Annotated in this window: 26 protein-coding genes and 2 pseudogenes; 9 read left to right on the top strand and 19 right to left on the bottom strand. The window is 68.7% G+C overall.

Features of this window, described 5'->3' with window-relative positions; translation table 11 throughout:
• Positions 1-43 precede the first annotated feature (43 nt).
• The 5 genes from GT042_RS38740 to GT042_RS04870 form a co-directional block, all read right to left on the bottom strand.
• Positions 44-193 (bottom strand): hypothetical protein, encoded by a 150-nt coding sequence (locus GT042_RS38740; protein ID WP_237530474.1) that lies wholly within the window; start codon positions 191-193, stop codon positions 44-46.
• Complete coding sequence (locus GT042_RS04885; RefSeq protein ID WP_345943687.1) at positions 190-969, bottom strand: recombinase family protein; 780 nt, start codon at positions 967-969, stop codon at positions 190-192. Before GT042_RS04885 ends, GT042_RS38740 begins: the two co-directional genes overlap by 4 nt.
• Before the next feature lie 439 nt (positions 970-1,408).
• Complete coding sequence (locus GT042_RS04880; RefSeq protein ID WP_161307453.1) at positions 1,409-1,777, bottom strand: DUF5403 family protein; 369 nt, start codon at positions 1,775-1,777, stop codon at positions 1,409-1,411.
• The gene (locus tag GT042_RS04875; RefSeq protein ID WP_345943686.1) at positions 1,777-2,112 is read right to left on the bottom strand and encodes a phage head-tail adapter protein; all 336 of its coding nucleotides are present in this window, start codon (positions 2,110-2,112) and stop codon (positions 1,777-1,779) included. Before GT042_RS04875 ends, GT042_RS04880 begins: the two co-directional genes overlap by 1 nt.
• On the bottom strand, positions 2,109-2,573 hold the full coding sequence (locus GT042_RS04870; protein WP_237530473.1) for a hypothetical protein: 465 nt from the start codon (positions 2,571-2,573) through the stop codon (positions 2,109-2,111). Before GT042_RS04870 ends, GT042_RS04875 begins: the two co-directional genes overlap by 4 nt.
• Before the next feature lie 72 nt (positions 2,574-2,645).
• Between GT042_RS04870 and GT042_RS04865 the strand changes: the two genes are divergently transcribed.
• The gene (locus GT042_RS04865) at positions 2,646-3,461 is read left to right on the top strand and encodes a hypothetical protein (RefSeq protein ID WP_161307452.1); all 816 of its coding nucleotides are present in this window, start codon (positions 2,646-2,648) and stop codon (positions 3,459-3,461) included.
• Between the two features lie 37 nt (positions 3,462-3,498).
• On the opposite strand, the gene GT042_RS38735 is transcribed toward GT042_RS04865, so the two are convergent.
• Together GT042_RS38735 and GT042_RS38730 are read right to left on the bottom strand one after the other, a co-directional pair.
• Positions 3,499-4,182, bottom strand: coding sequence for a hypothetical protein (locus GT042_RS38735; protein ID WP_237530472.1), 684 nt, complete (start codon positions 4,180-4,182; stop codon positions 3,499-3,501).
• 32 nt (positions 4,183-4,214) lie between these two features.
• Positions 4,215-4,499 (bottom strand): hypothetical protein, encoded by a 285-nt coding sequence (locus tag GT042_RS38730; RefSeq protein ID WP_237530471.1) that lies wholly within the window; start codon positions 4,497-4,499, stop codon positions 4,215-4,217.
• Between the two features lie 125 nt (positions 4,500-4,624).
• On the opposite strand from GT042_RS38730, the gene GT042_RS38725 reads away from it, so the two are divergent.
• Together GT042_RS38725 and GT042_RS04855 are read left to right on the top strand one after the other, a co-directional pair.
• On the top strand, positions 4,625-4,858 hold the full coding sequence (locus GT042_RS38725) for a hypothetical protein (protein ID WP_345943685.1): 234 nt from the start codon (positions 4,625-4,627) through the stop codon (positions 4,856-4,858).
• 4 nt (positions 4,859-4,862) lie between these two features.
• Positions 4,863-5,258 (top strand): hypothetical protein, encoded by a 396-nt coding sequence (locus tag GT042_RS04855; protein WP_161307451.1) that lies wholly within the window; start codon positions 4,863-4,865, stop codon positions 5,256-5,258.
• A 7-nt stretch (positions 5,259-5,265) separates the two neighbouring features.
• Here the strand turns inward: GT042_RS04855 and GT042_RS38720 are convergent, their stop codons facing one another.
• The 9 genes and pseudogenes from GT042_RS38720 to GT042_RS04810 all read right to left on the bottom strand — a co-directional run bounded on the left by GT042_RS38720 (position 5,266) and on the right by GT042_RS04810 (position 16,712).
• Positions 5,266-5,520 carry a hypothetical protein gene (locus GT042_RS38720; protein WP_237530468.1) on the bottom strand — a complete coding sequence of 85 codons (255 nt, stop codon included), beginning with the start codon at positions 5,518-5,520 and terminating at the stop codon, positions 5,266-5,268.
• Between the two features lie 238 nt (positions 5,521-5,758).
• The gene (locus GT042_RS04845; RefSeq protein WP_161307450.1) at positions 5,759-6,877 is read right to left on the bottom strand and encodes a hypothetical protein; all 1,119 of its coding nucleotides are present in this window, start codon (positions 6,875-6,877) and stop codon (positions 5,759-5,761) included.
• Positions 6,874-7,104: a hypothetical protein gene (locus GT042_RS04840; RefSeq protein ID WP_237530467.1), complete on the bottom strand. Its 231-nt coding sequence runs from the start codon at positions 7,102-7,104 to the stop codon at positions 6,874-6,876. The genes GT042_RS04845 and GT042_RS04840 overlap by 4 nt, the downstream gene beginning before the upstream one ends.
• Before the next feature lie 19 nt (positions 7,105-7,123).
• Positions 7,124-8,908, bottom strand: a pseudogene (locus tag GT042_RS04835) (DUF4158 domain-containing protein); the annotation flags it as partial.
• Between the two features lie 939 nt (positions 8,909-9,847).
• On the bottom strand, positions 9,848-11,125 hold the full coding sequence (locus GT042_RS40055; protein WP_161307449.1) for a metallophosphoesterase: 1,278 nt from the start codon (positions 11,123-11,125) through the stop codon (positions 9,848-9,850).
• A gap of 131 nt (positions 11,126-11,256) precedes the next feature.
• Positions 11,257-11,946: a response regulator transcription factor gene (locus GT042_RS04825; RefSeq protein WP_161307448.1), complete on the bottom strand. Its 690-nt coding sequence runs from the start codon at positions 11,944-11,946 to the stop codon at positions 11,257-11,259.
• Positions 11,943-13,265, bottom strand: a complete 1,323-nt coding sequence (locus GT042_RS04820; protein WP_345943684.1) for a histidine kinase — start codon at positions 13,263-13,265, stop codon at positions 11,943-11,945. The genes GT042_RS04825 and GT042_RS04820 overlap by 4 nt, the downstream gene beginning before the upstream one ends.
• A gap of 124 nt (positions 13,266-13,389) precedes the next feature.
• Positions 13,390-15,621 carry an MMPL family transporter gene (locus GT042_RS04815; protein ID WP_161307446.1) on the bottom strand — a complete coding sequence of 744 codons (2,232 nt, stop codon included), beginning with the start codon at positions 15,619-15,621 and terminating at the stop codon, positions 13,390-13,392.
• A gap of 221 nt (positions 15,622-15,842) precedes the next feature.
• Entirely contained in the window at positions 15,843-16,712 is an 870-nt protein-coding gene (locus GT042_RS04810) for an SDR family NAD(P)-dependent oxidoreductase (RefSeq protein WP_202532358.1), read from the bottom strand.
• A 57-nt stretch (positions 16,713-16,769) separates the two neighbouring features.
• Here GT042_RS04810 and GT042_RS04805 point away from each other — a divergent pair, with 57 nt between their 5' ends.
• Positions 16,770-17,222, top strand: coding sequence for a MarR family transcriptional regulator (locus GT042_RS04805; RefSeq protein WP_202532357.1), 453 nt, complete (start codon positions 16,770-16,772; stop codon positions 17,220-17,222).
• Between the two features lie 177 nt (positions 17,223-17,399).
• Here the strand turns inward: GT042_RS04805 and GT042_RS04800 are convergent, their stop codons facing one another.
• Positions 17,400-18,104 (bottom strand): NTP transferase domain-containing protein, encoded by a 705-nt coding sequence (locus tag GT042_RS04800; protein WP_161307445.1) that lies wholly within the window; start codon positions 18,102-18,104, stop codon positions 17,400-17,402.
• Between the two features lie 193 nt (positions 18,105-18,297).
• Between GT042_RS04800 and GT042_RS04795 the strand changes: the two genes are divergently transcribed.
• Positions 18,298-19,503: a glycosyltransferase gene (locus GT042_RS04795; protein ID WP_161307444.1), complete on the top strand. Its 1,206-nt coding sequence runs from the start codon at positions 18,298-18,300 to the stop codon at positions 19,501-19,503.
• A 106-nt stretch (positions 19,504-19,609) separates the two neighbouring features.
• A pseudogene (locus GT042_RS38710) lies at positions 19,610-19,729 on the top strand (signal peptidase I); the annotation flags it as partial.
• Positions 19,730-19,768: 39 nt separating this feature from the next.
• On the opposite strand, the gene GT042_RS04790 reads toward GT042_RS38710, so the two are convergent.
• The gene (locus tag GT042_RS04790) at positions 19,769-20,209 is read right to left on the bottom strand and encodes a hypothetical protein (RefSeq protein ID WP_161307443.1); all 441 of its coding nucleotides are present in this window, start codon (positions 20,207-20,209) and stop codon (positions 19,769-19,771) included.
• 167 nt (positions 20,210-20,376) lie between these two features.
• Here GT042_RS04790 and GT042_RS04785 point away from each other — a divergent pair, with 167 nt between their 5' ends.
• On the top strand, positions 20,377-20,769 hold the full coding sequence (locus tag GT042_RS04785; protein ID WP_161307442.1) for a hypothetical protein: 393 nt from the start codon (positions 20,377-20,379) through the stop codon (positions 20,767-20,769).
• 9 nt (positions 20,770-20,778) lie between these two features.
• A complete protein-coding gene (locus GT042_RS04780) occupies positions 20,779-21,579 on the top strand; it encodes an SAM-dependent methyltransferase (RefSeq protein WP_161307441.1) in 801 nt (266 codons plus the stop codon).
• Positions 21,580-21,656: 77 nt separating this feature from the next.
• On the opposite strand, the gene GT042_RS04775 is transcribed toward GT042_RS04780, so the two are convergent.
• Positions 21,657-22,730, bottom strand: coding sequence for an alkene reductase (locus GT042_RS04775; RefSeq protein WP_161307440.1), 1,074 nt, complete (start codon positions 22,728-22,730; stop codon positions 21,657-21,659).
• A 155-nt stretch (positions 22,731-22,885) separates the two neighbouring features.
• Between GT042_RS04775 and GT042_RS04770 the strand changes: the two genes are divergently transcribed.
• Positions 22,886-23,263, top strand: coding sequence for a MerR family transcriptional regulator (locus tag GT042_RS04770; protein WP_161307439.1), 378 nt, complete (start codon positions 22,886-22,888; stop codon positions 23,261-23,263).
• The last annotated feature ends 80 nt before the right edge of the window (positions 23,264-23,343 follow it).

Raw genomic sequence — 23,343 nt, 5'->3', positions numbered from 1 at the left:
CGGCCTCGGGGAACATTGGTACAGCGGTTGGCGCTGAGAACGATCATGGTCCGATCGGCGCGAGCGTGCTGACGCGGTTCTCGTACTCGCGGCGGGCCTTGCGCTGGGCCGGAACCACCGGGGCGCCATGGCCGCCGTCGAGCGGCTGGCAGCGGGCGAGGAGCTGGCGGTGCACAGCGGGGACCGCGCTCACGCGAAGGGTGTAGCCCTGCCCACGCCGTACGGCCACGCCCCGGTCGAGCACAGCGCGTTCGGCGGGCTCCAGCTCGGCGGCGCGGAGGAAGTCGGCGACCTTGCCCGGCATATCGAGGGTGACCGGCAGCTCGGGGCCTGGGCGTCCCTTTTGGTGGCGGTGCGGTCGGGCAGGAGGCCGGCGACGGCGGTGCGGATGGCGCCGCGGCTGACGCCGCAGTCGCGGGCGAGGGCGGCGATCGAGCGGCCCTCCAGGTACGCGGTGCGTACGTCGGCGGTCTTCGCGGCCGCCACGGCGGGGCGGCGCCCGCCCTTGCTTCCCTTGGCCTCGGCGGCGCGCAGTCCGTCGTAGGTCAGCTCGCGCTGGAGGTCGCGTTGGAGTTCGCCGGCGGCGGCGAGGGTCTGCACCATGAACTTCACGGTGGACAGCAGTTCGCCGGTGCGCGGGTGGCGGGCGGTGAGGTCCATCGCGGAGAACGCGCCGTCGTGGATGCGTAGCGCCACCTGGTCGCGGTGGAGGGCGTCGAGCACGTCGAGGATGTGGCCGGTGCCGCGCACGAGGCGGAACATCTCGGAGATGTGCACGGTGTCGCCCGGCCGCGCGTAGTTCAGCAGCTCGCGGAACATGGGGCGCTGGAGGGGGTGGAGGCGGCTGGAGGTGCCCGGGTCTTCCTCGAAGACGACCGGGTCTTCGATCCCGGCCTCGTCCAGGACGAGGTTCTGCCGGGCGGTGGACTGCTGGTCGGTCGAGACCCGCTTGTAGACCAGGTTCGCCACTTGGGGGCCCCTTCCGTCGGAGGAATGGACCCTATCTGCACGGGGCCCGTGGCTGTGGCCCAGTCCGAGGCGCGGCGTGGTGAACTGTCCATGTCCACGCGGGTGATGTGGCCTCGACCGGGTACGACGACGCTGTTCAGCCAGGCGTCGCGCAGGACGACGCGCACGGCCTCGGAGAGGATCGCCGCGTCTTCGTCACCGTCAGGGTCTTCCGCAAAGCAGTTGACGACCACGCGGGCCGCGTCGGTGAACCGTGTGTCACCGGCCCAGGCGCCGAACGAAGGGTCGCGACGGATCAGGACCAGGGGGAACGTTTCGTGCTGGTCGATGAGCGACTTCACACGGATGCCAAGGAGCTTGTTCCTTAGGACGGAGAGCAACAAGTCTTCGACCGGGCTCAGTTCGGCGAGTGCCCTGATGTGATCGGGAACGCCGGACACTAGTCGAGCTTCACCTTGCCCTTACGTCGCTTCGGCAGACCGGAGGCCGTCGCCAGCACGTACAGCCCGTCCATCTCAGGCGCCGTGGCGAGGAACTTGTTGCCGTGCCGGTCTTCGCGCACGACGACGGACGCGCTGCGGCCGTACTCGATCGACAGGGCCGCCTTCTGGCCGCGCTCATCACTCAGTACGACGTACTTGTCAACGTCGCCCTCCTCGACCTCGATCGAGGAGTCACCGTCGGCGCGGTGCTGAACGAGAATCTCCTCGGCCTTCACCGCGATCTCGAAGACCACGCGCTCCAACTCATCTTGTACGTCGCGGTGCCGGGAGAGAACGCGCGGGGTGTTGGCGTACAGGAAGACCATCAGGGCCGCTCCCGGATATCGATCGACCAATGCCGTGTCCGGCGGTCGCCGTGGTGGTAGGCCGGCGGCGAGACGACGTCCCACTGACGGCCCGCGTACTCCACCCGGGACCAGAGGGAGACGCCTTCGAGGTGGGCGTCCACAATCATCCGGGTGACGTTGATCTGTTGCTGTCCGGGCACTTCGGCCCGCGCGCTGCGTTGCGGGATGAAGGCCGTGGTGACCTCGATCGGCCCCTCCGGGTCGGCGACGATTGCTGTGTTGCCCCGGTTATCGACCAGTTCGACCGTCTTCCAGACGCGGGCCTTCTGACCGCGCCGTCGCTGGAGGCTCACCAGGGGTTCATCTCGTCGGAGAACATCGGGAAGGAGTCGCCCGCGTAGTCCACCGGCACCCGACCGACATGCTTCGGCCTTAGCTTGGTGCCCCACGAGCTCACGACGACGCTCGTGAGACCGGGCTTCCGCCCCGCGATTCCCTCAAGGAGCCGGATCTCCTCGCGGGTGAAGTGCACACTCCCTGCGTCTCGGCCATGCGCGTCGGACCAGCTAAGCGTCTCGTCCCCAGCGCGCGACTGGGTGTAGCCAGATGGGTTGCGTAGGTACCGAGTTGCAGCTTTCAGCACCAGTGCCCGTACCAATCGAGGTACGGTGCTTTGTGGCCATTCCCGACCATGAATGATCGCCAGTTCGGTGGCATCCTCCAAGGCGCTGGTGCCGACTCGTAGCTCGTCGGCATCAGGCTCCCAATCAAGACGGTCAAGCAAATCCTGGAGACTAGCGTAGATCAGATTCATTCCCCCTATTGGGTGACGGAACTAGGCGAGTCGATGTGTGAGATATAAACCAAACCCAAATTTGGAGGTCTCATGAGCAGCACAGGAAATTCTGACTCTGGCGACAGTGGAGGCACCAGCGCCAGAGCCCCCTGGTGGAGAGGTCCGGCCCTGTTGGCTGCCTTAGCTGCAATAGGGGTGGCTGTAGTTACTGGTTGGGTGCAAAGAGGGGAAGAAGCAGTAGTCTCTGCTATGTCCGAAGACGACCCCAATCGTCCAGTAGTCGCCGTTGGGGCGAACGATGAGGTTTTTTGCTCAACCTGGCTTCTGCATAAAGATCCTAGCTTCGTGGGGCAGAATCTAAGAAATGACCTACGGGGCGTGGACGTATTCGGTAAGGAATTGCGTCCTGTTCTGGAAAGAACGAAAGACTCCACTGGCTCTCAGCTCCCCACGGGGAACAGGGTTGACGTCACGATCGTGGGAAAGAGGGAGCAGGTCGTTGTCCTGGAGGGTATTGAACTGAGCGTCGCCAAGAAATCTAGTCTGGGTGATTTGATGGGAGTGGGGGATCAGTGCGGTGGAGGATTTCCTGCGAGGTTCTTTGAGGTCGACCTGGACGTACCGAATCCTGAATTTAAAGTCTCCGACGTGGACGACAACGGTAAATCCATATCGGAGCCGATAGATTTCCCCTACCAAGTTTCTAGCTCTGAACCTGAGAAGTTCATCCTGATGGGGAAGGCGAAGCGTGCGGTCGAATGGACCGCAACGCTTCGCTGGGTCGCGGACGGAAAATCAGGAAAGACCGAGATAGATGATCACGGGAAACCGTTCGTCTCTTTCCCTGAGGCTGATGTGCGATACCATTTCAACACCAGCACTAAAGAGCTATCTATCGATCAGTGACTAGGTGCGGTCGGTCATATGAGCTGACCCCATTGCTTTAGGCGTTGGCGGGGTCCGTCTCGGGCTTGTAGCCACCGGGGGTCCATACCTTGGCGTCGGATACGCCGGTGATCTTCGCAAGCTCAGAGGCCGCGGCCGGGTAGTTCGATGCGCCGTCGAGCTGGAGCTCGATGCCTCGCACGAAGTGCTCCTGCGAGCTGATGACTTCCTTCTCGTTCGCCTCGTCCCAGCCGACGAGAATGTCGGTCACGGACCGGAAGCCGTTGTAGGTGTTCACGACAGAACGATCCTGCAAGTACAGGGAGTCGTAGTCGCGAATCCACCGAAGGGCGATTCCCTCGAAAGAAGTTGTCGCACCGTAGGGAACGGACTGCGGAACGGACGGGGCACCTGACAGGAAGATGAAGCCGGAGCTGGCGAAGGCGTAGGCCGCCTCGCTCGGAATCGTCTGGTCAACCACGATGCGGAAACCGAACCGCTCGCCCAGCGTCGCGGTGCGCAGAGCCGATTCGGCCTCCGAGTCGCCGACGTTCTGAGCCAGGTTGAGCTTCTCGTCGTTGAGGAGAGCCAACTCGAAGTCGGAGCCGACGAGGAGATAGCGGCCTTCCTTCGGCGCGTGAAAAGCATTGAGAACCCGTCGCGCCTCGATCAGTGCGCCGCGAAGGTTCTGGCCGGCGTTCCCGATGGTGACGGCGTACTCCTGGCCGGTCAGGGTCTTCACGGCACGGCGCTGAAGACCACGAGATACGGCCTTCACCTGCGGGCGAGCAGCTTGCTCCACTGGTGGATGTCGAAATCGTTCTGCTCGTCGGTCAGCTTGACCGCGGAGTAGGAGTTGCCGCCGAAGGTGACGGCGATCTTCCGCTCGCTGTACTCGTCAAACTGGATAGGCGTGCTGCGGTCGTTACGCCACGCGTAGTCGTGGAAGGGGAGGATCCCTTCCACTTTCATGCTGACGGTGTCGTTGTCTGCGCCCTTGAACTGGTCGACCCCCTGCTTCTGGAACATGTTCGGGATGAGCAACTCCTGTTCGAGCATCCCGACTGCCGTGTTGACGAGCTTCTGCGGCCTGACTACTTGGTGCTGAACGGTGGGCAGGATGGCCTCCGAGGGGAGAAGGTGAGGGATAGTTGTGTCGCACATGCGACGCGCTAGTTCAATGGGTGCCTACACCCACTGGGGGAAAGATGATCTTGGAGACTTTGGCCCTGGTCCTGGGGTCGAGTGGTTTCGTGTCCGCGGTGGCGCGTGCACTCGCGATTTGGCGGAGATCTCGTCATCCCGGCCGAGTGACAGTGCGAGTCGGAGGTACTGAGTTGCGCCTCGACCTGTCGAACCCGACCGACGCGGAGCGGTACTTGCAACACATCGCCAAGCCCGACTCCAAGGAGCTGTGACTCCTTGACAACTTCGGCAACGGGGGCGGGAAGCTCCAACGGCAGTGCTGTACTGGCGGTGCAGCCTCGAAGGGTTTTCAACGCGGATCAGTTGAGTGCCTCCTTCGGAGGCGCAGGTGGAGGGATCGGGCTGGTTGCAGTGGGCAGCCACATGGACCCCGACGGGGTCTGGAGCGACGTCTTTCTTTACCTCGCGCCAGTAGTGGCAATCGCATTCACTGTCTTGATGAGCTGGCTTTTTGCGAAACTTGAGCAACGAGAAATCCGCAGCCAGAACGAAAAGGCCATTGCCACAGTTCAGTTGGAAATCAGCGATCCGGAGACTTCTCCGGAACGCAAGGAAGAGCTAAGGGGAATGCTTAAGATGCTTCGAGATGAACGGATCGCATACCGGCTCTGAAAGGAAGTCAGAAGCGCCAGGAGCGGCGCGCGAGGGCGCGCGGGTCCATTTCTCCGTCGTCCTCGTCGGACGGGTTGAGGCCGCCGCCGAGGGACTCCGGAGCAGCCGGGGCGAGGAGCGCTTGTAGGGCCTTCGCGTCGGCTTCCAGCTCCTCGGCGGTTGTGCCGCGCAGCCGCGCGGCCAGCTCGTCTGGAAGCTCGTACTTCCTCGCTACCGTGCCGACCGCAACGGAGTGCTCCAGCTCGGCGTTCTTCGCTTTCACGTCGGCGAGTGCGGGCCTCGAACTCCTCCGAGCTCTTGGCCTCGGAGAGCTTCGTCTCGGCGTCCCGCAGCCGTATCCGATACGAGGCCGCCTCGCCTCGCACCTTGGTCAGCTCCTTGCGAGCCCACTCGGGGAGGGAGTCCTCCAGGGTGCCGGCCGGTGTCTCCGTCGTCTGCGATTCGCCCTGGGGCTGCTCGGTCGGCTCGCCGCTGGGGGCAGGGGTCTCTTCGGGCACGCGTTATGCCTCCTGGGCTGTGTTCGCGGACGGCCGCGCCTCCTGGGCAGCGGCTCGTTGCTTCTGGCGGATGAAGCGCCGCCAGGCGCTCACGGCCGACTTGCCGCTCAGGCCGTTGGTGACCTCGGGCCACAGGGCCTCGTACTCGCGGGACAGCGCGGTCAACTCCGAGCCCTGGTACTGCTGCAAGGAGAAGATCGGCGCCGCGAAGCAGTGACAGTTGTCGTGATATCGGTCGCCATCGACGAACGTCGCCGAGTTGCGGGACTTGTAGACCGGGCCCCGGCTGATCAGCATGGCGCACCAGCCGCACGGGGCGCCCGTACGAGACAGCCGTACGTACCCCAGCGCCCGGCGGTCGCGACGCATGTGGTTCCAGGCAGTCGACCGCACCCCGTTCATGGCGACGCGGGAAGCCGCGGCGGCCTGCTGGGCGCCCGTTTGACGGTGTGCTTCCTCGCGAGCCTTGTCGGCGGCCTTGGCCGCCTGGTCGTCGCTGATCTCGTCGAGACGGCGGTTCAAGTTCTGCGAGCCGAGGGCGTCGAGTACGGTCCGGAGTTCATCCTCGGCCTCCCGCTCGATGCGCTCCTCTTCCTCGCGGAGCCCTTCGAGTTCCTCGACGAGGATGCGGTCCCAGTCCTCATCTTCGTCCTCTTCCTCGTCGCTGGCTGGCGCCGCCTGGGCGTCCTCCTTGACGGGGCCAGGACTCTTCTCGACTGCGGGCGAGGCTTTCCCGGACTCGCCGGTCGCGGTTTCGCCGTCTGCGTCGGCAGAGGATGGGGGCTCGTAGGCGCCGGCCAGTTCGGCGAACTCGCGGCGTAGATCAGCGAGTGAGACGTACGCCGGTTCAGGGTGATAAGGGTCCGCGACCGTGCTGCCCGTTTGTAGCGCCCGCGCGAGGCGGTAGTACGCGCGGGCGAGGTCGCGTGACTGCCGCCTGCGCCCCATGACGAGGGAGATGGCCCGACGCAGCCAGCCGGACGCCGTAGTCGCGCGTTCCGTGGCCGGAACGTCATGCCACAGGGACAGGGCGTCGGTCACCGTCGCGGCGCCGATCTGCGACAGCGCGACGTGAAAGGCGGCCGATGCCCGGTCGGTCTCCCTCCGCCGTGCGTTGGTCACGCCGCCCTCGCCTCTACGGCGTCCGGAGTTTCAGGCGTCGCCCGTTGCAGGGCGTTCGCGAGCTGGCCCACGGAGTCGTCGTCCTCGGCGAGCTGCTCCCAGTCCTCGAACTCGTTCTGCGTGACACCGGGCACCCTTCGCCACAGACCCTTGGCCGGGATGCCGAGCTGCTGCTCGCGCAGCTTGCCCAGCGCGTCGGCGGCTTGCGCGAGGGAGCGTTGTTCCATGTCACGCCAAATGACCTCGCTCGCCGAGCGCGCCCAGCTTGTCGACGTTCAGCTTCACCCGCCCGTCGTCCTGTACTTCGACGGAGACCTTCGCCGTCGGCCCCGTTTCCTGAAGACGTTCGGCGAGCTGCTTCTATCCGGCGTCCAGGCCCCGCACCAGCTCCGCCAGGTGCTCGGTGACGGGCATGTCCAGGCTCAGCCCGGCCAGCACGTCCTCCTCGACCGATTCCCAGTCCGGGCCGTCCAGCAGGCGGGCGCGCGGGTTGGACCAGCGGTGCGACGGGGCGGCGAACACGCCGCGGTTGTTCAGGGCCCGGTGCAGCTGCTCCAGCACGCACACCACGTACGCGTCCCGGTCCACCGCGCCCTGCGGCAGGTCCGGGTTGGCGTACACCGCCTTACGCCAGGCCAGCGGCACGAGCTTGTCGTCCACCTTGCGCGGCAGCAGCGGCTTGTCCTTCACCCGCCGCCGCGTCAGCGCCGGAAGACCGCGCACCCCGGCCAGCACCCGCTTCCCGGCACTCGCCGCGTCCAGTGCCTTCGACTCACTCAGCAGCGACAGGAACGGCCGGACCGTGGCGTACCGGTTCGCGAGCGCGGCCCGCATGGCGACCTCGGCCGAGTTCTCGTCCTCGGGCACCAGGGTCACCACGGTGGCCGCCGCGGTCATCACGGCGGCGCGCGGTGCGACCTCCTCCACCGCCGCCCACAGCGCGGCCACGTCCAGATCGACGCCGTGCTCCTCGACCAGCTCCAGCTCCTCGAACAGCACCTTCGCCGCCCGCGCAAGCACCCGCGACGCCTTCTCCAACTGCGGCAGCGTCGACAGCCGCTCCTTCTCCGTCCTGCGCTTCGCCGTGTTCAGCAGCCGGGTGGCCATCAGGACCTGGAACAGGTCCAGGGCCTCGTCGATCGCCTTCGCCTCCAGATGCCGCATCACCGCGGTGAGCATCGCCGTGCGCTTGGGCTCCGCCGCCCGCTCCAGCAGCGCCGCCTTCGACCCCAGCGCGTACCGGGCCAGCGCCGCCATCCGGTTCGGCGGGATCTGCGACAGCCTCACCCGCCCGAGCCGGTACGCGCCGATCTCGTCCACCCGCTCCAGCGCGCGGGCGAACGCCGTCCCGGTGGTCCGCGTCGGCGGCCGGCGCAGCCGCTCCAGCTCCGAGAACCGCGAGCCCTCCGGGGTCTTCAGCGTCGCCACCAACTTGCCCGGCAGCGCCGGGTCGGCGCGGCGGGCGGCGCCCGCGACCGTGGCGTGCAGCCGCTTGTCCGCGACCTTCCGCACCTCCGACACCTGCCGGGCCAGCACCGAGACGCCCAGCAGCAGCACCCGGTTGCGGCGCAGCCAGACCACCGCGTGGTCGAACGAAGCCTTCGGGCCCTCCGCGTGCGTCCACGCCCGGCCGTGCAGGAAGGTCCGGAACCGCCGGGACCACTCCGCATCGTCGCACTCGTGGTATTCGTAGGCGTCCCGGATCTCCCACGCGTGCTCGTACGCCGTCTTCGGCCGCTCGGTGTACCGCTTCACCACCGACGCATCCTCGATGCCGAGCTGCGCGGCCAGGTGCTCGACCACCGGCCTTGGCGCATCCAGCGGGTCGTCTGGGAGGAACCGGCCGATGTAGCGCACCGTGCACGTCTGGAGCGCGAAGCCGAGCTGGTGGTGCGTGCAGCGTCGCCGGGCGATCAGATCCCGGTCGACGTCGTCCAGGAAGAAGAACCGCTCCAACTCGGGGTGGGTCGGCTCCTCGGCGAACTTCCCGTACGCCTCGGCCTGCTCATCAGTCAAAAACTCCACTGGCACGAGGGGACCGTAGCCACCCCCGGCACTCGTCCGGCGATCTTTCCGCAAAACCCAGCAGAGCCCACAGCCGGTGTGCTAGCCGACCATGATCAATCTCAGCGCCAACCGCTGTACCAATGTTCCCCGAGGCCGGCGTACGAGCGCTGCGGACGGAACACCCCCGCGCTGGCGGGGAAGACTCTTCCCGCCCTGCAGCTTAGTGGGCGATTTGCAATCCCTTGACCTGTTGCTCCGCGTTGTTGGTCGGCATACGTCGAGCCTAACGCTTCCGGTGGTGAGGAGGTGACAGGTGGCAACGTCATTGCGGGTCAGGGTGATTGTCAGGGGGGCTTTTTCGAAGTCCTGGTCGGTGCCGTGTTGAGGAGGAGGCGGGGCACCCGCGGCAACGTCCTCGGGCGCCGCGTAAAACGGCCCTGTTATCTATGACTGGGGAGAAGCGGTCCATTGCCCCCAACGCGGGATGAGGATGGGGGAGACCGTCAAGAAGATCGCCGAGGCGGTGAGATGCCCCGGGCCGGGCCGCAGCGACCACCCTGGAACGTACGCGCAGGCATCGGTCCTTCTTGCGGCTGTGACGCTCGTTTGACGCTCCGGGCACCCGGTGGCCCGCGTTCGAGAGCAGAACGACTCTTTGACCTGCGCTTTTACCGCCAGTGTCCAGGGTGACATGTCCGATGACGCACCACGTGGAGTGCGTGGCGATCCTGGAGCCGGTCGGAAAGGGCCGCTGACCTGCGGCTTTGGCGGGTGCGCATGATGTGCATGCCCACGCGACGAAGCAGAACTCGTCACAGATCCACTCACGCGCAACCGTCTCGATCCCGCTCCCGGACCGGGCGCGGTCGGGTCGGCAGGCGTTGGCCGTGAACCCTCTCTTGAGTGCCTTCCTGATCACCTCCGCACGCCCGATCACGCCCGTTCATCCCGTCAGGCGCCCCGTCACCGCGCATGAAGTTCGACCACGGTGATGTCCGGCGGTGCCCCCACCCGGATGGGCGGCGGGGAGGTTCCCGCTCCTCGGGACACGTACAGCTGCGTTCCGCCGATGGTGGCCAGTCCGGACGTGACCGGCTGGGAGAGGGGGACCAGGAGGTTCCCGGGGAAGAACGCTCCGCCGTGGGTGTGCCCGGACAGTTGCAGATCCACGCCGTGACGGGCCGCCTGATGGACCTGGACGGGCTGATGGGCCAGGAGGACAACGGGACGGGAGGGGTCCCGGCCGCCGAGGGCCCGGTCGTAGTCCGGGGCGTCGTGCTTCCGTTCGCCTTCCACGTCCGTGACGCCGGCGAGGTCGATGACACCGGAGCGGTGCTCGATCGGTGTTCGTGTGTTGCGCAGTGTCGTCACGTCGAAGCCGGCGAGCGTGTCGATCCAGGCGTCGACGTCGTGACGGTAGTCGTGGTTGCCGGTGACGAAGTAGGTGCCGTGGGTGGAGCGCAGGCGTGCCAGTGGTTCCGCGTGGGGGCCGAGATCCTCGGCCGTACCGTCGGAGAGATCGCCGACGACCGCGACCAGGTGGGGTGACGTGTCGTTGATCATGCGGACCAGGCGTGCGGTGCGGTCGCGGCCGAAGAAGGGGCCGAGATGCAGATCGCTCGCCATGGTGATGCGCAGGCCGGTGAGCGAGGGATGGAGCCGGCGCAGGGCGACGCGTACGGTTCTGACGTCGGGGGGTCCCAGTCCGCGCCGGAAGCCGTACGCGGTCGTGGCGACGGCGGTTCCGGTGGCGAGCAGCGCCACCGAACGGGCCAGCAGCGCGCGCCGGTCGGCCGCCCACGAGCCGTCCGTGACGGAGCCCGGCCCCGGCGTTGTCGGGGCTGATCGCTCCGCGCCGGAGGTACGGTTGTCGGCCCCGTTCCGGCTGGGCTTTCGTGACGGGGCCGGGTTTCCGCTCGCGCGCCGGGCGGGCGAACGAGTGATGAGGCGTCGCGGGATCTCCAGAACGGCCAGGACCATCAGGAGGTAGGCGGCGCAGCCCACCCAGGCGAACGCGGGCCAGGTGAGTACGCCGATCCTGGTGGGATCGGCGTACTGGGCCGCCATCACACCGGAGGGTACGAGCAGGCTGAGCACCACGGCGGTCGCCCGCCCGGCACCGCGCCACCGGGCCGAGGCGGTGACGTCCCTGACCAGCCGGACGTACAGGTACCAGTGGGCGACAGCCGCTATGAGCAGGCTCGCGGCCGCGACGGCGGCCTGCTGGGAGGTGTCGCTCACGGCGCCTCCGTCACAGGGGTGTCCGGGCCGTCGAGGCGCGGGGCGTCGGTGTTCAGCGGAATGTCCTTCCTGGGGAGTCCGGGATGCCGGACGGGCGTCCGACCGGTCGTTCCGACCCGCGGGACGCGGGATCAGGCGGGGTGAACGAGGCCGACGTCGTAGGCGAAGATGACGGCCTGGACGCGGTCGCGGGCGTTGATCTTGGCGAGAACGCGGCTGACATGGGACTTGACGGTGGACTCGGCCAGATGGAGTTGTACGGCGATCTCCGGGTTCGTCCTCCCTGTGGCGACGGCGGAGAGGACTTCGCGTTCGCGGTGCGTGAGGTCCTCCAACTGACGCCGCTGGTGGGGTGTGAGTCCGAGAGGGTGGGGGAACTGCCTTGAGTTCAGCTCGGTGTGGCGGACGGTGAACGCGTCGATGAGCCGGCGGGTGAGGCCGGGGGAGACCACCGAGTCCCCGGCGGCCACCGCTCTGATGCCCACGACGAGTTCCTCGGGGCGGGCGTCCTTGAGGAAGAAGCCGGCGGCTCCGGCGCGCAGGGCTTCGTAGGCGTATTCGTCGAGGTCGAAGGTGGTCAGGACGAGGACGCGGGAACGGCCGCCCGAGTCGACGATGTGGCGGGTGGCTTCGATGCCGTTCATGCCCGGCATACGGATGTCCATGAGGACGACGTCGGGACGGAGTTCGGCGGTCATCCGGACGGCGTCGTGGCCCTGCGCGGCTTCACCGACGACGGTCATGTCGGGTTGGGCTTCGAGCAGCATGCGGAAGCCCAGGCGTTGCAGGGCCTGGTCGTCGACGATGAGGACGGTGGTCATGCGGGGAGGTTCTCCGTGGAAGGGGCCGGGACGGTGCGGGGCAGGGTGAGGACGGTGTCGACGCTCCAACCGCCGCCCGGGGTGGGGCCGGTGGTGATACGCCCCTGATAGAGGGCGGCGCGTTCTCGCATTCCGAGGAGACCTTGGCCGCTGCCCTTCCCTTCGTGCTCCGCGGGTGCGGAGCGCGGGGGACCGGTGTCCTCGACGGTCACCCGTACGGTGTCCGTGCGTGCGACGAGGCTGACGGTGGTGACGGTGTCCGGTGCGGCGTGCTTGAGGGTGTTGGTCAACGCCTCCTGGACGATGCGGTAGACGGTCAGTTGCAGTCCTGGGGTCAGTCCGGCGAGTTCTCCGTCGGTGTGCAGGGTGGCGGTCGGGCCGGCAGCCCTGACGCGGTCCAGCAGGCTGGTGAGGTCGGCCAGACCGGGCTGGGGGCTGAGAGGGGTGGCGCCGTCGTGCGGCGCCTGCTGATCGTCGATGACGGTGAGCAGGCGCCGTAGTTCGGCCAGTGCGTCACGGCCGCTGTCGGCGATGATGCGCAACGTGTCGGCGGACCGCTCGGGTTGGGTTCTGGCCAGGGCCGCGGCCCCGTCGGCGAGGCCGATGATGACGGCGAGGGTATGGCCGAGAACGTCGTGCATCTCGCGGGAGACGCGGGCGCGTTCGTGAGTGGCGGCGAGGCGCGCCTGCTGGTTCCGTTCGGTTTCCAGAGCGACGATGTACGCCTTCGCGAGGCGGCCGGTGATGGCGAGGCCGGCGCACGCGGTGACGGCCAGCATCGCCAGGAGCGTCACCATCTCCGGGCGTTTCGCGTGCTGGAGGTGACCGCTGTTCCAGAAGACGCAGACCCAGGCGACGAGTTGGGCCGCGGTGATGGCGCAGGCGGTGGCCAGCTGGCGGGGAGTGCCGTAGCGGCCGACGTTGTAGAGCGCCACGATGCGCGCGGCGTCGGCGCCGTTGAGGATGTTCAGGTGCAGGGCCGCGACCGAGGCGGCGGTGGTGACGGCGAACACGAGCCCGGGTCGCTTCTCGCGCCACAGCAGGGGAAGCGTGAAGGCGAGGGTGAGGGCGAGCTCGGCCGGAAGGTGGGCGCGGTTGGTGGGACTGAGTAGCGAGGGAAGTCCGAGCGCCGCGCAGAAGGCCGGTACGGCCCACCGCCGCAGCTGGGGGTGGGCCTGGTCGGTGATCCGCCACGTGGTCAGGCCGGTGATGATGGAGACGGTGACGCGCTGGCCCGGATCGCTCGTCAGGGCCTGGGGCAGCCGGGAGGTGCGGGGGTCGTCGTGGTCCGCGGGGGCGGTTGTGCTCGGTGCTGTCACCGTGGGCGCCCTTCGTTTCCGGGCATCGGGCCGCCTGCCCGCCCGCCGGCCCCGGGGAACCGGGTCGGCGGTCGGGCGGTCGGCCATGGGAGGACGGTGTGGTGGGTGTGGGCCGGGCGCCGTCCTATCGGACCAGCGCGGCCGCGGGTTCGTGGTCGCGCGGGGCCGGGGTGCCCCCGGCCTCCTCGCGCGCCGCCAGGGTGTCGCGCAGTTTCCCGCCTTCGACGTCGACGTCGGGCAGGACGCGGTCCAGCCACGCGGGCAGGGCCCAGGCGCGGTGGCCGAGCAGGGTCATCAGAGCGGGGACGATCGTCATACGGACCACGAAGGCGTCGAAGAGGACGGCGGAGGCGAGCCCCATGCCGATCGACTTGACCAGGGCGACGTCGTCGAGGAGGAACCCCGCGAACACGGAGATCATGATGATGGCGGCGGCGGTGACCACACGGGCGTTGTGGCGGAAGCCGGTGATGATCGCCTCGGTGGGGCCGGCGCCGTGGACGTACTCCTCCCTCATACGGGACACGAGGAAGACCTCGTAGTCCATGGCCAGACCGAAGACGACACCGATCAGCAGGATCGGCAGGAGGCTGACGACGGGGGCGGTCTCGTCGACGCCGAAGAGACCCTTCAGCCAGCCCCACTGGAAGACGGCGACCAGGACGCCGAGGGTGGCCGCCACGCTGAGAAGGAAACCGAGGGCCGCTTTGACCGGGATCAGGACCGACCGGAACACGAGCAGCAGGAGAATCAGGGCGAGACCGACGACGATGGCCAGGTACGGAACCATGGCGTCGCCGAGTTTGCCGGAGACATCGATGTTGACGGCCGTGGTGCCCGTGACCATCAACTGGGCGCCGCTGCCCTTCTCCAGCGCGCCGCTCCGGTCTCGGATGTCGGCCACCAGGCGGACGGTGGCCTCACTGGTGGGAGAGCTGTCCGGGACAGCGGTGATCAGTGCGACGTCGCCGGTCCGGTTGAAGACGGGAGGGCGGACGGCGGCCACATCGCCGAGCCGGCCCAGCACCCGGGAGGTGTCCTCGGCCGCGGCCCGCGGATCGTCACTGGCCCGCGCGTCGACGACGACGGTCAGCGGCCCGCTGAACCCCGGTCCGAATCCCTTGCTGAGCGTGTCGTACGCCACCCGCTGGGTGCTGCCGGGAGAAGCCATGCTGTCGTCGGGCAGTGTCAGCCGCAGGGAGAGGGCGGGGATGGCCAGCACCCCCAGGCCGACCACGGAGGCTAGGAGCACCTTCCACGGGTGGCGGGTGACGAACCGGCCCCACCGCACCCCCATGGTGACGCGTCGGCCGCCTTCGGCGGCCTTCGTCCGGCGTCCGGCGAACCGGCCGTTGACCAGGCGGGTGCCGGTGAACCCCAGGGTCGCCGGAAGCAGGGTCAGCGCGACCAGGACGGCGACGGTCACGGCGAAGGCGGCGGCCAGGCCCATCGCGGTCAGCATCTGAATCCCGATGACGCTCAGGCCGGCCAGCGCCACGATCACCGTCAGGCCGGCGAAGACCACCGCCGAGCCGGCGGTTCCCAGCGCCCGGCCGGCGGCTTCCTCGGGCGCGTGCCCGTTCCGCAGTTCACCGCGGTAGCGGGAGACGATGAACAGGGCGTAGTCGATGGCCACCGCCAGGCCCAGCATCAGGGCCAGGGTCTGGGCGTTGGACGCCATGTCGACGAACGACGACACGATGGTGATGGCGCTGAGGGCGACGCCCACGCCGAAGATCGCGGACAGGAGCGGCAGCCCTGCCGCGACGACGGATCCGAACGTGATCACGAGGGCGAACGCCGCGACCACCAGGCCGATCAGCTCGGCCGCGCGGCTCCCTTCCTCGTCCAGTACGGCGTTGCCGCCCAGGCTGACCGTCAGCCCGGCGTGCTCGCCCTGCTCGGCGATGTCACGCAGGGTGTCGGACACGGCCGGGGTGACATCGGCCACCGGTACGGCGTAGGTGACCTGGGCGTAGGCGATCGTGCCCGACTCGCTGACCAGGCCGCTGGTGAAGGGGTCGGACACGGTCGCGACGTGCGGCGCCGTCTTCAGGCCGGCGACCAGGGAGTCGACCGCGGCCCTGTGCGGTGAGGAGGCGAGGCTCCGCCCGTCCGGGGCCTCGAAGACGACGCGGGCCGTGGCGCCGGAGGCCGACGCCTGGGGGAACTCCTTCTCCAGCAGGTCGATGGCCTGCTGGGACTGGGTCCGCGGCAGGGTGAAGTTGTCCGTCGTACTGCCGGACACGCTGCCGGCACCGATACCGACGGCCGCGAGTACGGCGATCCATATCAGCAGGACGAAACGGCGTCGCCGAAAGGCGAGCCGGCCCAGGCGATAGAGGAAAGTGGCCACGAAAAAGTACTCCCACCAGGAGAAGAGGGTCGCGCGAGACGGGTCGGGAAAGGACCTGGCCCCAACCTAGGAAGCGGACGGTCCGGTCTGGAGCTACCGGGGGACCCCATTCGCGCGGGACCGGTACCGCGGTACTGCCTGTCGCCGGTACGGCCGTACCGGCGACGCTCATCCCGGAGGCTGACAGGCGCCCCCGCCGGCCTACCGTGCGTCGAGCCGGCCTACTGTGCGTCGAGTCCGGAGAGCAGTGTCACCGTCTCCGCCCACAACTCACCCCGTACGCGCTCACTGCGGCCGGGCTCGGGGCACTCCATGGCCGTGGCGTCGCGTACGGAGAAATATCCTCCGGTGGTGTCCGCGAAAGCGGGAGAGGTCGCCAGGCGCACGATGATCCCGGCCCCCTTGCGCGGGTCGCCCACCCGCAGTGTGTGGAGCACACGTCGCAGCAGCGCCGCCCCGGGCAGGTCCCGTCCCAGACCGGTGGTGTTGAACCCGGGGTCGCAGCAGTTCACCGTGACCTCCGAGGGAGCCAGACGACGGGCCAGCTCCTGCGTCCACATGATGGTCATCAGCTTGGTCCGCCCGTACAGCGTCATGGACTCCCGCCGCGTGTAGGACGAGGTGCGGCGGAGATCCGGTCCCGGCGACAGGGTTCCGGCCTGCCGTGCGGCCTCGGAGGCGACGTTGACGATACGCGCGGGGCCGGACGCCAGGAGTGTCTCCGTCAGCGCCGCGGTCAACGCGAAGGGACCCAGGTAGTTGACGGCCGTCATCTCGGCGAACCCCTCGGGAGTGACGCGCTGGGAGAACGCGTGCACTCCGGCGTTGTTGACCAGGAGGTCCAGGCGGGGATACCGCGCGGCGATCTCCTCGCCCACCCGGCGCGCCTGCGAGACGAGTGCCAGGTCGGCGTGGAAGACGTCGGCCTGGACGTCGGCTGCCGCTTCGCGAAGTTCACCGAGGAGCGTGTCGGCCTTGGACCGGGAACGGGCCACCACGCCGATACGGTAGCCGCCGCGCGCCAGTTCGAGGGCGGCGAGCCGACCCAGCCCGGAGGTGGCACCGGTGATCACGGCGACGGGACGATCCATCACGCACTCCATTCGTGAGGTACCTCATTAATTCCCTGTGGGACGATACCCGACACCATGAGTGAGTACGAAGCAACACCTGGCGCGGCCGGCCCCGAGCAGGTGGGCCTGCGTTTCCTGTCGGTCGCCTACCGGGTGCGCGAGAAGGTCGACCAGCACATGACGGCCGCCGGCCTGTCCCTGTCACGCGCCAAGGTCCTGCGCCTGCTCGCCGAGCGCGGCACCCTGCACCAGGCCGAGCTCGCCGAGCTCCTCGGACAGGCACCGCGATCCGTCAGCCAGACAGTGGAAGCCCTCGAACGCGCCGGGCTGATCGCCCGGACCACCGCCCCCGAGGACCGCCGCCGCAAAACCGTGTCCGTCTCGGCCGAAGGGCGTGCGGCGCTGGTGTCGGGGGAGCGGGCCGGTACGCGGATACTGCGGGAACTCTTCGGCTCGCTCGACACTCCGCGACTGTCCGAGCTCGACGCGCTGGTCGCCCTGGTGGATCCGGACCCGACCGGCGGGTGACTGCGGGGTCAGGGCGTCCCGGGAGCGAGAAACGCCCCGGATTCCGGCCCGCCACGCCATGGTCCCGCTGGACTTCGGCGCCCCGCGAGCCGCCGTCAACCTCACTGAACAGGCCCGCCGGACCGCCGAGTGCGTGGCGATCCTGGAGCCGGTGAAGAAGGCGGTCCGAGTGGGGAGTCAGGCCGTGGGGGTGTTGAAGTTGATGATGCCCTCCACCATGAGGGCGACCGCGCCGGTCAAGGGGTTGGGTGTTCCTGGGGTCACGACGTCGGGCAGCTTGTGTGCCTCGCTCTCGGTGACCGTCACCATGCCCCAGAACGCGTTGTAGCCCGAGGGATCCGCCGGCTTGTCGGTGGCCGCTCCCACGGTCAGGACGCCTCCCGTTTCGGCCACGGCCAGTGCGCCCATCTGCCGCAGCGTGTCGTGATCCCGTTCCTCCGCGGCCACCACACACCAGCCCGCCACTTCCGCCTGGCGCAGGGCGTCCAGGAGCTTGCCCGGCGTGTCCGGGCCTGTGACAACGATGTCCGGCAGTACGAGAGCCACCGGCCCGCGTGTGATCGGCAGGGCGGAACGGATCGCCCCGTCGAGACCGGGTCCGAACGACTCGTTCTGGTAGACGAAGACCATCTGGAAGATGTCGGCATAGCGGGCGAGATAACTCACCGTCTCCAGTTTGTGAGTTCCGAAGACGATGACAAGGCGCACATGGAGTCCGCTCTTGGCGAGTTCGACGACGCCTTCCAGGCTGCGGTCCAGCACGGTGACCCCGGGAGCGAGACAGTGCAACTCCTTCGGGTAGGGCGCCCCGAAGCGTGTTCCGTACCCGGCGCAGGGCAGGATGACCGAAACATCAGGTACGGGTGTGGACGAACTCTGCATCGCTGCACTCCGGTTGTGGGGACGACGGGGGAGCTTGCACACTTCGCCGAGCACAGACTGCCCAGAGTCGACCACCGCCGAACCTCTGCGGCCCGGGGCGGGCAGGCGCGCGCCGTCGCCACCGGTGCGGCTCTGCGCCGAGGAAGCCGAGGAACCCGAGGAAGCCGAGGAACCCTGGAAAGGGGGACGCTGAATGCGGGTGCTGTTGTCCACATACGGGACACGTGGCGACGTCGAACCGCTGGTGGCACTCGCCGTGCGGCTACGGGCACTTGGCGTGGCCGTGCGGATGTCCGCCCCGCCGGACGAGGAGTTCGCGAAGCGGCTCGAAGGTATCGGAGTGCGGTTGGTGCCCGTGGGGCCGCCTGTCAGGGAGGTGATGCGCGGGAAGGTCCTGCCCTCGGCGACCGAACTGGCCCGCTACAGGGACGAGTTGGTCGAGACGCAGTTCGACACCTTCCCCGCGGCGTTCGACGGATGTGACGTGGTGGTGGCGGCAGGTCTGGGGCAGATCGCCGCGCGATCCGTGGCCGAGGCCGCAGGTGTCCCCTATGTGTACGTGAGCTATGCCGCGGTCCACCTGCCGTCGCCGTACCACGCCCCACCGCCGCGGCCGGGCTGGCCGGAGCCCGATGCCGCCGACCACCGGACACGGTGGGCGCTCGACGCCCGGAACGTCGACGCGCAGTTCGGCGAGGCACTCAACCGTCACCGGGCGGCGCTCGGTCTGCCGCCGGTGAGCAACGTGCGCGACCATGTGATCACCGACCGTCCCTGGTTGGCGGCGGACCCGGACCTGGGGGCGTGGCGGGAGACCCCCGGTCTCGACGTCGTACAGACAGGTGCGTGGACGCTCGCGGACGAACGTCCCCTGCCGGTGGACCTGGAGAGGTTCCTGGACGCGGGAAGTCCGCCGGTGTACGTGGGCTTCGGCAGTATGTCCCCGGCCGAGGGCGTCGGCTCCATGGCCGTCGAGGCGGTTCGCGCGCAGGGGCACCGGGTGCTCGTGTCCCGTGGTTGGGCGGACCTGGAGCTTGTCGACGACGGTAAGGACTGCTTCGCCATCGGCGAGGTCAACCATCAGAACCTGTTCGGCAGGGTGGCCGCCGTGGTCCACCACGGGGGCGCGGGTACGACGCTGACGGCGGCCCGGACGGGTACGCCGCACGTGGTGATACCGCTCCAGCTGTCGGACAACCCGTACTGGGCCGGCCGGGTGGCGGCATTGGGCCTCGGCGCGGCCCTCGACGCTCCGACCACGACCGTCGAATCCCTGGGCCGCGCGCTCGAGACCGCTCTGTCACCCGCGACCCGGGCGCGTGCGAGGTCCCTGGGAGGCCGACTCCGTACCGACGGGGCGGAGGTGGCCGCTCGGCGGCTGGTCGACGAGTGCCGGTGAACGACGCCCTCCCCCGGTGGGGCCGATCCGGAACGGGTCCACTCCTGCCTGGGTGGACCCGCTCCGCATGCCGAGGGCCCGGCCCCACCGTTGACGGCTGTGGCTGGGCGACTACGTCGTCCGGGGCCAGGGGGTGGACCACTCCTGGTGCGCCGAGGACGACTCCGTGGTCATGACCGTGCGATGGCCTTCTGTCTCTGGATACACCGTCCCCGAGGAGGAGCGGGGCAGGACCGGCGTGAGCGACGAGGCCGCCGCAGAGTGGTCAGCGGCGGCGGGTGGCCAGGGTGATGAGGAACTGGCCGCCGCCCGGCTCGATGTCGGCGGTCACCGGCAGTCCCGGTACGAGTCGGGAGAACCGGTCCACCAGCCAATCCGCCGCCTCTTGGGCGTCCCGCTCGGTAGGACAACGGCCCACCATCTCGCGGCCCCCCTTGCGCTCCAGCCTCCCGGCGACGGTGATCAGGGGCGCGGGTTCGACCACGTACAGGTGGTCCGGCCAGGGGATGACCACCTTGACCGCCCCCTTGCGGGTGTTGCATCCGCGGTGCGCGAGCCGCTCGGCGACCTTGGCCTTCCGGTCGGCGGTCCGGCTGTCGACGCTGGGGCCCCGCGGGTCGTTCACCGACTCGTCGGGGTCGACCGCTTCGTCACACACCCAGCAGCGCCAGCCGTCGCGCTCGGCCACATCATCAAGGAGACTCATCCCAGCAAACTAGCCTGCCCGGCCGCCGTCCCGCGCACCTGGGCCCTGGCGTACCCGAGGCCGGCACGACTGCTGCCCTGTTGTGGTGGGGACGATGGTGCGGTGACGCGAAACAAGGACGTTCAGGTGAAGGTCCGTGGTCATGGTCGAGGAGGGGAGGACCGGGGATGACCATCTTTGGCTGTGTCAACTGTGGGCAGTCCTTGACGGGCGAGGTCGCGCTCGGGGAGCCGTTGAAAGGCCCTGAGGTGATGGCGACCCACAAGATCGTCTCTCCCCGGATGGCCGTCGGGACCTTCCAGGCCAATTTTGATGCGAGTCTGCTGATCTTGCATCCGGATGACGTTCCGGGGATGGCGCCGCACCCGGATTCCCGCCGTCTCTCCGGCTGCTGCGGAGTTGCCGGCCAGGACGGCCCCAACCTTGTGTGCGGCGGTTGTGATGTTGAAGTGGCAACCAAGGAGTCGGACTGCTGGACCAACAACCTCGTGGCGTTGATCGTGGCTGCGACGGACGCGGTCGGCGTCGTCCCGTTTCGGTCCTCTGTCCCTGATGAGTAAGGAATTCGGATGAGTGATTCCGTACGTCCCGGCATCGGCGTCGGGCCTACCGTTCCCAACTCCGCGCGGATCTGGAACTACAGCCAGGGTGGTCGGGACAACTATCAGGTCGATCGGGACCTCGCCGACGTGATGATGGGTGCCTTTCCGGAGATCAGGACGGCGGCTCTGGAGTCGCGGGCCTTTCAGGAGCGGGTGGTCGCCCATGTCGTTCGGGAGGGTGGGATTCGTCAGTTTCTTGATTTGGGCGCCGGCATCCCCACGGGCGGCGGTACCCATGGGGTGGCGCAGGAGGCGGCTCCGGAGACGAGGATCGTGTACGTCGACGACGATCCCGTCGTGCTCGACCACGTCGGCTCGTTGCGGGGTTCGCCCGAAGGCGTGGTCCGTTGTCTTCGGCGGGACTTTCGTGACGTCGGTGCCGTCCTGGAGGACGCGGCGGGGGTCCTGGACCTGGACAAGCCCGTTGCGCTGCTCGTCCTGTCGACGCTTGGTCACTTTCCGCCCGACGAGGCGGCCGAGTTGGTGGAGCGGTACACGCGGCGGCTGGTCTCCGGTTCCTATCTGGCCGTGTGCGACACGATCGAGACGCCCGGCGTGCTCAGGATGCAGGAGCACTACGTACAGGCCGACCCGGAGGGGGCGTACCTGGCCCGTACACCTGATCAGATCGCCGACTGCGCACGCGGCCTGACCCTGCTGCCGCCGGGGTTGGGCCCGTTGCCGGAACTGGTCCTGCCGACCGGGGTTACGGCTCCGGAGGGGGGCGACGCGTGCGTGCAGTGGGGGTTCCTAGCCGTGAGGCCGTGAGGCCGTGAAGCCGTGAGGCCGTGAAGCTGTGAGGCCGTGAAGCCGTGACGTCGTGACGTCGCCTCCTCGGGCCGGAATCAACGCCCGTACTGGTGGGCCGAGTAGGTCAGGTAGCCCGCGTCACCGCCCTGGTAGTACGTCGCTTCGTCCACGGGGGCGATCGGGAGTCCGCCCCGCAGCCGCTCGACCAGGTCGGGGTTGGCGATGAAGGCACGGCCGAAACTGATGAGGTCGGCGCCGAGCGCAAGCCAGTGGTCGGCGTCGTCCCGGCCGGTCTGCTTGGGACCCATCGGAAGCACGGGGTTGACGATCAGCGTGCCCGGCCACGCCCGGCGCAGGGCGAGGAGTGTCTCTTCGTCGGTGGTGGCTTCGAGGTGTACGTACGCCACCTGGAGGCGGGCCAGTTCGGTCAGCAACGCGGTGTACAGCTCCAGGACGTCGGTCTCCTTGATTCCCCAGAACGTTCCTCCCGGTGAGAGCCGGATGCCGGTTCTCGCTCCGCCGACGGCCTCGACGGTGGCGGCGGCGGCCTCGACGGCGAATCTGATCCGCCCGGCGACCGGCCCTCCGTAGCGGTCCGTGCGCCGGTTGGCGTTGGAGGAGAGGAACTGGGAGATCAAGTAGCCGTTGGCACCGTGCAGTTCCACGCCGTCGAAGCCCGCCTCGACGGCGCGCCGGGCGGCCCGGCCGTACGCCTGGGCGTGCTCGGGCACTTCGAGGGTGTCCAGGGCGCGGGGCGTCGGGGCGGCCTGGGGCCCGGTCGGGGTGAACACGTCGCCGACCGCGGGTATCGCCGAGGGCCCCACCGGCAGCACGCCGATGGTGTCGGGATGCGAGACCCGGCCGCCGTGCATCAGCTGGGCGAAGATCCGGCCGCCGTTGGTGTGGACGGCCGCGGTCACGGGCCGCCACGCGGCGACCTGTTCGTCGGTGTGCAGGCCGGGCGTACCGGGGTTGGACTGCCCGATCGCGCTCGGCTGCACGCCCTCGCTGACGATCAGTCCGGCGGTGGCCCGCTGGGCGTAGTAGGCAGCCATGGACGGCGTGGCCAGACCGCCGGCGGCCGCCCGGACCCGGGTCATCGGGGCCATGACCACCCTGTTGGGCAAGGCCAGGCCGCCGAGCCGGTAGCTGGTGAAGAGGGTCGTCATGCGGGGCTCCTTCGTGGTCCGCGCGCCCGGAGTCGGGCACGGCGACTACGCTAAAACCTCACATTGATGTCAGAGGCAAGCCGTTGTGACGCGGGACGCGGACACGGGGCGCGGACACGGGGCGCGGACGCGGGACACACAGTCAGGAGGACTTCGTGCGGATCGGGGAGCTTGCGGCTCGGGCCCAAGTCAGCGTGCGGTCGGTGCGTTACTACGAGGAGCAGGGGCTGCTCACCAGTACCCGCAGTGCCAGCGGGCAGCGCCACTACCCGGACGCCGCGGTCGAGCGGGTCGTGTTCATCCAGCTCCTGTACGCCGGCGGCCTGTCCAGTCGTACCATCGTCGAGCTGCTGCCCTGCGTGGACGCTCCCAGCGAGGCGAACTCCGACTTCGCGCTGGAGCGGATGGAGCTGGAGCGCGACCGGCTCTCGGCGCGGATCGCCGACCTGCTGCGGACCAGGGACGCCCTGGACGGTCTGATGGCCACGGCCCGTACGTACCGGGAAGAGGTCGGCACAGCCGCGGCCGGCTGACGCGGGACCGCTAGGGCGTGTCCGCGAAGTGGGGTCTGGCTCGTGGCGCCTGGCACGCGCGCTCGCGGCGTTGTCGGACC

The organism is Streptomyces sp. SID3212 (genome assembly GCF_009865405.1).
In the GTDB taxonomy this organism is placed as follows: Bacteria; Actinomycetota; Actinomycetes; order Streptomycetales; family Streptomycetaceae; genus Streptomyces.
This window is presented reverse-complemented; position numbering and strand designations above follow the sequence as displayed.

Excerpts from the sequence above, each read along its gene's own strand:
- GT042_RS04790 (WP_161307443.1), bottom strand. The coding sequence starts at position 20,209 with ATGAGTCTCCTTGATGATGTGGCCGAGCGCGACGGCTGGCGCTGCTGG.
- GT042_RS04795 (WP_161307444.1), top strand. The coding sequence starts at position 18,298 with ATGCGGGTGCTGTTGTCCACATACGGGACACGTGGCGACGTCGAACCG.
- GT042_RS04775 (WP_161307440.1), bottom strand. The coding sequence starts at position 22,730 with ATGACGACCCTCTTCACCAGCTACCGGCTCGGCGGCCTGGCCTTGCCC.
- GT042_RS04800 (WP_161307445.1), bottom strand. The coding sequence starts at position 18,104 with ATGCAGAGTTCGTCCACACCCGTACCTGATGTTTCGGTCATCCTGCCC.
- GT042_RS04785 (WP_161307442.1), top strand. The coding sequence starts at position 20,377 with ATGACCATCTTTGGCTGTGTCAACTGTGGGCAGTCCTTGACGGGCGAG.
- GT042_RS04870 (WP_237530473.1), bottom strand. The coding sequence starts at position 2,573 with ATGAATCTGATCTACGCTAGTCTCCAGGATTTGCTTGACCGTCTTGAT.
- GT042_RS04825 (WP_161307448.1), bottom strand. The coding sequence starts at position 11,946 with ATGACCACCGTCCTCATCGTCGACGACCAGGCCCTGCAACGCCTGGGC.
- GT042_RS04805 (WP_202532357.1), top strand. The coding sequence starts at position 16,770 with ATGAGTGAGTACGAAGCAACACCTGGCGCGGCCGGCCCCGAGCAGGTG.
- GT042_RS04780 (WP_161307441.1), top strand. The coding sequence starts at position 20,779 with ATGAGTGATTCCGTACGTCCCGGCATCGGCGTCGGGCCTACCGTTCCC.
- GT042_RS04840 (WP_237530467.1), bottom strand. The coding sequence starts at position 7,104 with ATGGAACAACGCTCCCTCGCGCAAGCCGCCGACGCGCTGGGCAAGCTG.
- GT042_RS04880 (WP_161307453.1), bottom strand. The coding sequence starts at position 1,777 with ATGGTCTTCCTGTACGCCAACACCCCGCGCGTTCTCTCCCGGCACCGC.
- GT042_RS38730 (WP_237530471.1), bottom strand. The coding sequence starts at position 4,499 with ATGCTCGAACAGGAGTTGCTCATCCCGAACATGTTCCAGAAGCAGGGG.
- GT042_RS04865 (WP_161307452.1), top strand. The coding sequence starts at position 2,646 with ATGAGCAGCACAGGAAATTCTGACTCTGGCGACAGTGGAGGCACCAGC.
- GT042_RS04810 (WP_202532358.1), bottom strand. The coding sequence starts at position 16,712 with ATGGATCGTCCCGTCGCCGTGATCACCGGTGCCACCTCCGGGCTGGGT.